The sequence below is a fragment of the Streptomyces purpurogeneiscleroticus genome, from assembly GCF_020024005.1.
Taxonomy (GTDB): Bacteria; Actinomycetota; Actinomycetes; order Streptomycetales; family Streptomycetaceae; genus Streptomyces; species Streptomyces purpurogeneiscleroticus.
Window position 1 is genome coordinate 66,241 of sequence record NZ_NHSG01000354.1, and the last position, 7,765, is coordinate 74,005.

The 7,765-nt window shown below is 70.2% G+C and carries 8 protein-coding genes and 1 pseudogene; 6 read left to right on the forward strand and 3 right to left on the reverse strand.

Annotation, left to right across the window (positions count from 1 at the left end; translation table 11 throughout):
- Window positions 1-92: 92 nt before the first annotated feature.
- Together CCS38_RS24305 and CCS38_RS24310 are read left to right on the forward strand one after the other, a co-directional pair.
- Entirely contained in the window at window positions 93-1,250 is a 1,158-nt protein-coding gene (locus CCS38_RS24305) for a sensor histidine kinase (protein WP_223735434.1), read from the forward strand.
- A gap of 111 nt (window positions 1,251-1,361) precedes the next feature.
- Window positions 1,362-1,739, forward strand: coding sequence for a BlaI/MecI/CopY family transcriptional regulator (locus CCS38_RS24310; protein ID WP_223735424.1), 378 nt, complete (start codon window positions 1,362-1,364; stop codon window positions 1,737-1,739).
- Between the two features lie 23 nt (window positions 1,740-1,762).
- On the opposite strand, the pseudogene CCS38_RS24315 reads toward CCS38_RS24310, so the two are convergent.
- From CCS38_RS24315 to CCS38_RS24325, 3 genes and pseudogenes are all read right to left on the reverse strand, one after another.
- Window positions 1,763-2,023, reverse strand: a pseudogene (locus tag CCS38_RS24315) (GlsB/YeaQ/YmgE family stress response membrane protein); the annotation flags it as partial.
- A 92-nt stretch (window positions 2,024-2,115) separates the two neighbouring features.
- A complete protein-coding gene (locus CCS38_RS24320; RefSeq protein ID WP_223735425.1) occupies window positions 2,116-3,339 on the reverse strand; it encodes a DUF418 domain-containing protein in 1,224 nt (407 codons plus the stop codon).
- A gap of 135 nt (window positions 3,340-3,474) precedes the next feature.
- Window positions 3,475-4,821, reverse strand: coding sequence for an MFS transporter (locus tag CCS38_RS24325; RefSeq protein WP_223735426.1), 1,347 nt, complete (start codon window positions 4,819-4,821; stop codon window positions 3,475-3,477).
- Window positions 4,822-4,959: 138 nt separating this feature from the next.
- On the opposite strand from CCS38_RS24325, the gene CCS38_RS24330 reads away from it, so the two are divergent.
- The 4 genes from CCS38_RS24330 to CCS38_RS24345 all read left to right on the forward strand — a co-directional run.
- Window positions 4,960-5,319, forward strand: coding sequence for an ArsR/SmtB family transcription factor (locus tag CCS38_RS24330; RefSeq protein ID WP_223735427.1), 360 nt, complete (start codon window positions 4,960-4,962; stop codon window positions 5,317-5,319).
- Between the two features lie 218 nt (window positions 5,320-5,537).
- Window positions 5,538-5,924: a BlaI/MecI/CopY family transcriptional regulator gene (locus CCS38_RS24335; RefSeq protein WP_223735428.1), complete on the forward strand. Its 387-nt coding sequence runs from the start codon at window positions 5,538-5,540 to the stop codon at window positions 5,922-5,924.
- Between the two features lie 9 nt (window positions 5,925-5,933).
- The gene (locus tag CCS38_RS24340; protein WP_223735429.1) at window positions 5,934-6,899 is read left to right on the forward strand and encodes a M56 family metallopeptidase; all 966 of its coding nucleotides are present in this window, start codon (window positions 5,934-5,936) and stop codon (window positions 6,897-6,899) included.
- 308 nt (window positions 6,900-7,207) lie between these two features.
- On the forward strand, window positions 7,208-7,765 hold a 558-nt coding region (locus tag CCS38_RS24345; RefSeq protein ID WP_223735430.1), incomplete at its 3' end, for a flavin reductase family protein.

Genomic DNA, 7,765 nt, shown 5'->3' on the forward strand with positions numbered 1-7,765 from the left:
CCGCGACTGAGGTGTGTGCCGTGCCGGCCGTCACCGCGCAGCCCGCCGAGCACGCAGTCCTCCGCGGGCCCGGGCAGAACACCGAGGGTCGGGTGACGCTGCGCCCGCTGCCCGCCGCGCTGCTGAACGTCGTCCTCATCGGGCTCGCACTCCTCGACGCCTGGGTGCATTTCGATGCCGATGAGTGGCTGGGCAATGTCTGCGCTTCGATCGCCGCCTTCGCCCTCGTCCTCCGCCATCGCCTGCCGCTGCCGACCTTGCTTCTCGCGCTCCCCGCGGTCCTGGTGGCCGATGCGCTGTTCGCCGCGCTCGTCGCTCTGTACAGCCTTGCCTCGTCCACTCGCCGACATGTGCTGCTGTCGCTCGGCGCTCTGGCTGTCGTGGCGGGTGGCATCGCGCCGTGGCCGTCACCGCGGCGGGCCGACCTCTGGAGCGCTGCCGGCCTCACTGCCGCAGGGCACGCACTGGCAGCAGTCACCGCCGCGGCCCTCCTCGGCCGGCTGGTCCAGGCTCGGCGCGACCTGTCGGCACGGATCGCCGAGGTCTCCGAGGCCCGTGACCACGAGCGGCTGCTGCTCTCCCGGACCGTGCTCGCGAAGGAACGCGCGCAGCTCGCCGGGGAGATGCACGACGTGGTCTCCCACCAGGTCGGTCTCATCACCGTACGGGCCGGGGCGCTCCAGGTCGGCAGCCGCGACCCGGCGGTGAAGGAGGCGGCGGCCACGATCCGGCGGCTCAGTGTGCAGACCCTGGACGAACTGCGGTACATGGTCGGCGTGTTGCGCGCCTCCGGCAGCCGGCCGACCGAGCTGACCCCGCAGCCCTCCCTCGCCGACCTCCAGCACCTGGTGAGCGGCAGCGGCGTCGAGGCCGAACTGCACACGGACGTGCCCGATGACTTGCCGCCTGCCGTTCAGCGAGCCGTGTACCGCACCGTCCAGGAAGCGCTGGTCAACGTACGTAAGCACGCCCCGGGCGCCACCGCGACGGTCCGCATCCACCACGAGGGCGGCACCCTGCACGCCACCGTCACCAACACCGCACCCACTCGCTCCGCCCCGCCGCTGCCCAACGCCTCCTACGGCCTGGTCGGCCTGCGCGAGCGCGCCGAGTTCCTCGGCGGCACGGTGAACTCCGGCCCCACAGCCGAGGGGGGCTATGAACTACGACTGCGGCTCCCCGTGTCGGGAACCTCTCGTACGTCTCTCCGTTCCGCGCCTCCGGGCGGAGGAAGGTGCGATCGAGGATAGGATTTCTACGTGAGGTAGAAGACGGGTCGCGAGGCTCGGTGGCCGATCGCTGTGATCGGGAGCGACGGAGCGTGTCGGCGATCGGCGCACGGAGAGGCGGGAGCGCGAGCCATGCGGCCATTCGGCGAACTGGAAGCCGACATCATGCGGATCGTGTGGGCGAGCAATGAGCCGCTCAACATCCAGGGGATCGTCGATGCCCTCAACGGCGAGCAACGGCAGCTGGCGTACACCACGGTCATGACGGTGACCGAGCGCCTGCGCGCCAAGGGCTGGCTGGAGCGCGCCAAGCAGGGCCGGTCCTTCCACTACGGCGCGGCGCGCACCGCCGACGACTACTCGGCCGGCCTCATGGAACAGGCGCTGGACTCGTCCGCCGACCGCACGAGCGCCCTGCTGCGCTTCGCCGGCCGGCTCGACGCTTCCGAGGCCGCGGCGCTGCGGCGGGCGCTGGAGAGCATGCCCGCCGACGCCGACACGGACGACTGACGCGCCGCACCGTGCGGCGGGGCGCGACGCGCTTGAGCGCGTTGGAGGGCGGCGACGCCGAGGGCCGCCAGGGCGATCTGGAGGGACCACTCGATCCAGTCGATGCCCCGGGTGTCGGCGACGCCGAAGCCGAGTGCGATCCATGCGCCCAGGCAAGCGGCGGCGATGCCGATCAGCATCGTCGGCAGGGCGCCGATGCGGTGACGTACCGGGACGATGAGCCTGCCCAGGATGCCGACGATGATCCCGACGAAGAGGGCGCCGGTGATGCTGGTGACTTCCATGTCAGTTCTCCTCTTGCCCGGATCCTGCCGGTACACATGTCCCGCGATGGCCGGGCGGGTCGATTCCTGTTCAGCGATGTGACGGGTGCCGCTCACCGGATGAAGCGTGCGGGTTTGGCGGCGGTGTGCAGTACGTATTCCAGTGGCCCGCGGCGGAACAGCCGGGTCCATACGACTGCGAACAGCATCGTGGCCGCGAAGAAGAGGAAGAGCTCTGCCCAGGAGCCCGGCAGGTCCTCCTTCCACACGGCCCGGATGGCCACGATGTGCAGGACGTACGCGGACAGGGACACCATGCCGACGGCAGTGACCGGTGTGGCCAGGCGGCGGAACCGCGGCAGCCGGTCGACGGCGACGAGGCAGCCGGCCAGTACTGCGAGGGCAACGCCGGTGGCCCCCACGATCGACGGTGTGGTCTGGCTGTGCGGCGCGCCGACCAGCAGCCACTCGCGGAAGTTGTCCGTGGGCTCACCGACTGTCTCGGACCACCAGGCCGAGGACGGGGAGTCGCCGTCCGTGTTCGCGGCGACGGCCGCATACGCGCCCGGAACCAGGTGCAGGGCCAGCCAGGAACCTCCGTAACCGAGGACCGCGAGGCCGACGCCGGTCAGGGCCAGTCGGGCGCGCACCACGGCCTGGGAGAGGTCGAGCTTGGCCACCGCCATGCCTGCCAGCAGGAACGGTATCCAGGTCAGTACCGGATAGGGGCCGGTGAACAGCAGGTCGAGGACGCCGTCCGAATCGGTGAGCCCGGCCAGCGGGTCGGCGGCGATCAGGGTGTCGGACCAGCTGCCGCCATCGATGGCGAGCTTGACGAGGTACAGGACCTGGGGCAGCACCAGGGCGGTGGCGGCGGCCGCAACTGCCAACGATGCAGCACGCAACCGGTAGAACGGCAGGACGAAGACGAAGAGGAGCGCGTAGTAGGCGAGGATCACGTCGACCTGGGTGCCGAAGGCGACCAAGGCCACGCCGAGGACGAAGAGCACGGCGGCGCGGATCAGGACCCTGGCCACAGCCTGTCGTCCCGGTCGTCCCGTCCGGGGTTCCGGGCGGCCGGTCATGAGGACCAGTGTGAAGCCGGCGAGCAGGGCGAAGAGTGCGGACGAACGGCCGTACGTGGCCTCCACCAGCGGAGCCAGCGCTCCGGTTGCCGCGGGTTCCGGGCCGGCATGAACGGTGAACATACCCAGCACCGCGAGTCCGCGAGCCAGGTCGACACCGACCAGCCTGCGGGCGGTCGGAGCAGTGGTTTGTGGGGACGGTTGGGCCGGCGCGGTGGCGATGCCACCGGCCGGCGAGGTTTTGTACGCCATTGCTCCAACGTGACCGTTTCAGTTGAAACAGGAAATGGTCCACCGGGCTTCGACTGAATACGGCACACCTCGGCACTTTTTCCGCGTCGAGGGGGACCGATGGCGTTGGTTGGGATCCCTCTGAGCGCGTGTGTTTCAGTCCAGCGTGCTGGTGGGGGAAGGAATCGGTCGAGCAATACGGTGGGCCGGTGCGGCGTCGGCCAGGTGTGGGTGCCGGGCATCCGGGCCGGTGTGCGGGTGAGTGGGGCGATCCGGGTCGTGCGACGGCCACAGGCGGAGCGCCAGGAGCCCGGCCCCGAGTGCCGTCGTGCCGAGCGCGAGGACGGCCGCCTGCAGTCCGGCCGCAGCGCCGAGCCAGCCGGCGAGCGGGTAGGTCAGCAGCCAGCAGGCATGGGAGAGGGAGAACTGGGCCGCGAATGCGGACGTGCGTTCCGTGGCCGGTGCGGAGCGGCGGATCAGCCGTCCGGTGGGCGTGAGCACCATCGAGCAGGCGGCGCCGAACGCGGCCCAGGCGGCGAGGAGGGCGGACCACCGCCAACTACCTGAGCCTGCCGCGGTGATGCCGCCGAGGCCGGTGAAGACCGCGGTGAGCAGCAGGGCGCCGCTCAGCATCACGGTGCGGTCGGATATCCGGTCGAGTACCCGGGGGAGGAGCAGTGCGACGATCATGGAGCCCCCGCCGTATGCGCCGAGGGCGAGTGGCACATCGTTGGCGGAGCGTCCGAGGTGGTCACGGACGTAGACGACGCTGTTGACGGTGACGAGCGCGCTCGCGGCGGCGACGGCCAGGTTGAGGGCGAGCAGCGCGCGCAGCCGCGGGGTGGCGAAGAAGAGCCGGGCGCCCGCGGTGGTCTTGCCGCGGGCGCCTGACGTTGGCGCCCCGCGGGCGCTGCTGGTGTGAGCCGCGGCGGCCGGTTTGGGCAGTACGGCCGAGAGCACCAGGGCGGCCGAGGCGAGGAAGCCGACGGCGGTGCCGGCGAACAGCCAGTTGTAGGTGATCAGAGAGAGCAGCGCGGCCGCGAGCGCCGGGCTGAACAGGCTCTCCAGGTCGTAGGCGAGCCGGGAGAGGGAGAGGGCCCGGGTGTAGTCGCGTTCGGCGGGGAGCACGTCGGGGATGACGGCCTGGAAGGTGGGGGTGAAGGCGGCTGAGGCGGCCTGCAGCACGAAGACCAGGACGTAGACCTGCCAGATCTGGTCGACGAAGGGCAGTGTGAGTGCGACGGCGACGCGTATCAGGTCGCTGCCGGCCAGGAGGGCGCGGCGGGGGAGTCGGTGGGCGATTGCACCGATGGCCGGGGCGATCGCCACGTACGCGACCATCTTGATCGCCAGGGCGGTGCCGAGTACCGAACCGGCTTGCGCGCCTGCGATGTCGTACGCGAGCAGGCTCAGCGCCACGGTGGCCAGCCCGGTGCCGACCAGAGCGATGACCTGTGCTGTGAAGAGGTGCCGGTATGTGCGGTCGCGCAGTACGGAGAGCATGCGGCTGTCCCTTGGCCCGGACGGTCGAGGCTGACGCTTCCCACTATACGAATACGTGCGCACCTGCGCACCTATTACTTACGACATCCCTGACGGCCGGAGGGCCTTATGCCCGGTGTCGCGCTTTACGCTGTCTGCATGCCCGAACGCGACGCAGTGCCATCTGCACCTCATGCGCATCTGCAGGCCCCCGACAGTGCCCGCCTGGTCGAGGCGACAGGGGTGTTCGCACTGCTCGCGGACGCGACGCGGCTGCATTTGCTGTGGTTGCTGGCGCAGGAGGAATCCGACGTCGGCTCGCTCACCGAGCGCACCGAGGCATCGAGGACCGCGGTCAGCCAGCACCTGGCGAAGCTGCGCCTCGCCGGGCTGGTGGAGACGCGGCGCGCGGGCCGGCACATCTACTACCGGCTGAGCGACGGACACCTGCGCCGTCTCGTCCTGGAGGCCCTGAGTCACGCGGACCACCGTGTCAGCGGCGAGGCCACGCACGACTGAACGGTTCGGCGAAGAGCCGGCAGGGCGTACGGGCCGTACGCCGCGAGTGTGGGGATGGCTCCCCCGTCGTGCTTACCTGCGCGCCGATGGCGTTGTGCTGCCGGGGCAGTGACGCCGACGATGAGGGCGACAGGGACGGGGGAGCGGTGCGTCGAGGTCACCAACGACAGCCCTCGGCACGGAAGTTCACGCTGAAAGCGAAGGGCAGGTGGAAGGCGTTGAGAGCATTCGGCGAACTGGAATCGGACATCATGCGCGTGCTGTGGTCGAGCGCGGAACCTCTCAGCATCCAGCGCCTCACCGATGTCCTCAACGAGGAGCGTCCGCTGGCCTATACGACGGTGATGACGGTCACCGAGCGCCTGCGTACCAAGGGTTGGCTGGAGCGGACCAAACGCGGCAGGTCCTACCGTTACAGCCCGCTGCGTTCGGCGGACGACTACACGGCCGCACTCATGGAACAGGCCCTGGCTTCCTCCACCGACCGCGCGCACGCCCTCTTGCACTTCGCCGGCCGTCTCGACGCCGACGAGGCGGCTGCCCTGCGCAAGGCACTGGACAGCCTGCCTCCTGACCCCGACCCTGACCCCGACACCGACCACTGAGGCCCCACTGTGTTATTCATCGCAGCCTTGTTCGCGTACGCGGTCTTCCTCGGCGGGCCGGTCGCTCGTCTGTTGACCCGTGCGCGTTGGGTGACCCGCTTCCCGCAAGCCGCCCTGCGCAGCTGGCACGCCTGCGCGTTGAGTCTTCTGGCCTCGTTGGTGGGCTTCCTGCTCCTGGTCGCGCACGATCTGTGGGAACACGCCATGGTGTGGCTCTTCCGCGCCGACGAGCCGCTGGTCCACGACGCGTACGGCGGTTCCTGGCTGGTGGCGGACATTCCCCGAGCGGCGTTGGCCGTCCTGTTCCTCGGTGCCATGACACTCCTCGGTCTTACTGTGCGCAGCCTGCTGCGCCTTCGCCGGGAGCGGAACCGGCACCTGCTCACCGCCGACGCCCTGGGGGAGCACGCCCGGATCCACGACCCGGACGTGCGCGTCCTGAAGCACAGGGAGCCGGCCGTTTTCTGCATCCCCGGAACACGCAACGGCTCACGCATCGTGGTGACCACAGCGGCCCTGGACATGCTGTCCGACACCGAACTCGCCGCCGCTCTCGAACACGAGCGGGCCCACCTGAAGTACCGCCACCACCGTGCGTTCCTCGCCGCCGACGTCCTGACCTCGGCCTTCGGGTGGAGCGGCCTCTCGCGCGGGTACGCCCAGCAAGTGCGCCGCCTGGCGGAGATGGCCGCGGACGACCAGGCGGCACAGAAGCACGGCCGACGCGCCGTGGCCTCGGCCCTGCTGGAGATGTGCGCGGTGGGCCCCACTGCCACGGTGTCCGGGCTGCCCGCGATGACAGGCACCGACCCGGCCGAGCGCATCCGCCGCCTCATCAGGGCGACACCGTCACAGGCAAAGGCGCTGGCCCCGGCCCTGAGCCTGGCCGTCACAGCCGTCGTACTCGCCCTCCCCGTCGCCCTGGCCTTGACCCCCGCAGCGCTCCTCGCCGGCACCGCGCATTCCGGGTGCTGAACGCGGTGCGGTGTTTCTCTGCGGGTGCGGGGCGCTCAGGGCGAGGGCGGCGGGCCGAGCAGCATCGCCGCCTGTGATGCGTCGCAGATCACCCGGAGCCCGTCGTACGGGTCGCCACCACTCTCCCCGAACAGCGCATTGTGGTGTGAAGTGGCGGACCGTTCACCCCGTCACCGATCATCAAGGGCACTCCACGGGCGCCCCCCCCGAAGCCGTCGGCGGAGATGGCGGGTACGCGCCGGGGCGCTCGGGGACGTGTCGGCTGCTGGTGGTTAGCCTGCGGGGTTGGCGTTGGGGATACTGCGATCATGCGCATTGAGATCGATCCCCGGAACACGTCCCGCAACGACTTCTACCGGCTGCTGACCGCGACGGTGGTGCCGCGCCCCATCGCGTGGGTGTCGACGATCGCCGCGGACGGCGGCGCCGCGAACCTCGCCCCGCATTCCTTCTTCACCATCTCCTCCGTCTCGCCGCCGATCGTGCAGTTCACCTCCGTGGGGCGGAAGGACTCGCTGCTCAATGTGGAAGCCAGTGGGGAGTTCGTCGTGAACCTCGCGCCTGAAGGGCTCTTCGAGCAGATCAATGAGACGGCGACGGATTTCCCGCACGGGGTGAGCGAGTTCGAGGAGGTCGGGATCGCCATGGAGCCGAGTCGGTGTGTGAAGCCGCCGCGGGTGGCCGCTTCTCCGGTGGCGCTGGAGTGCCGGCTGCACAGCACGCTGCGCTTCGGGGACTCCACGGTCGTCTTCGGGCAGGTCGTGCATGCCGTGGTCGCCGAGGACGTCATGACCGACGGGCATCCGGACATTCGTAAGCTGCGCCCGCTGTCCCGGCTGGGCAGGGACGAATGGGGGACGGTGGGG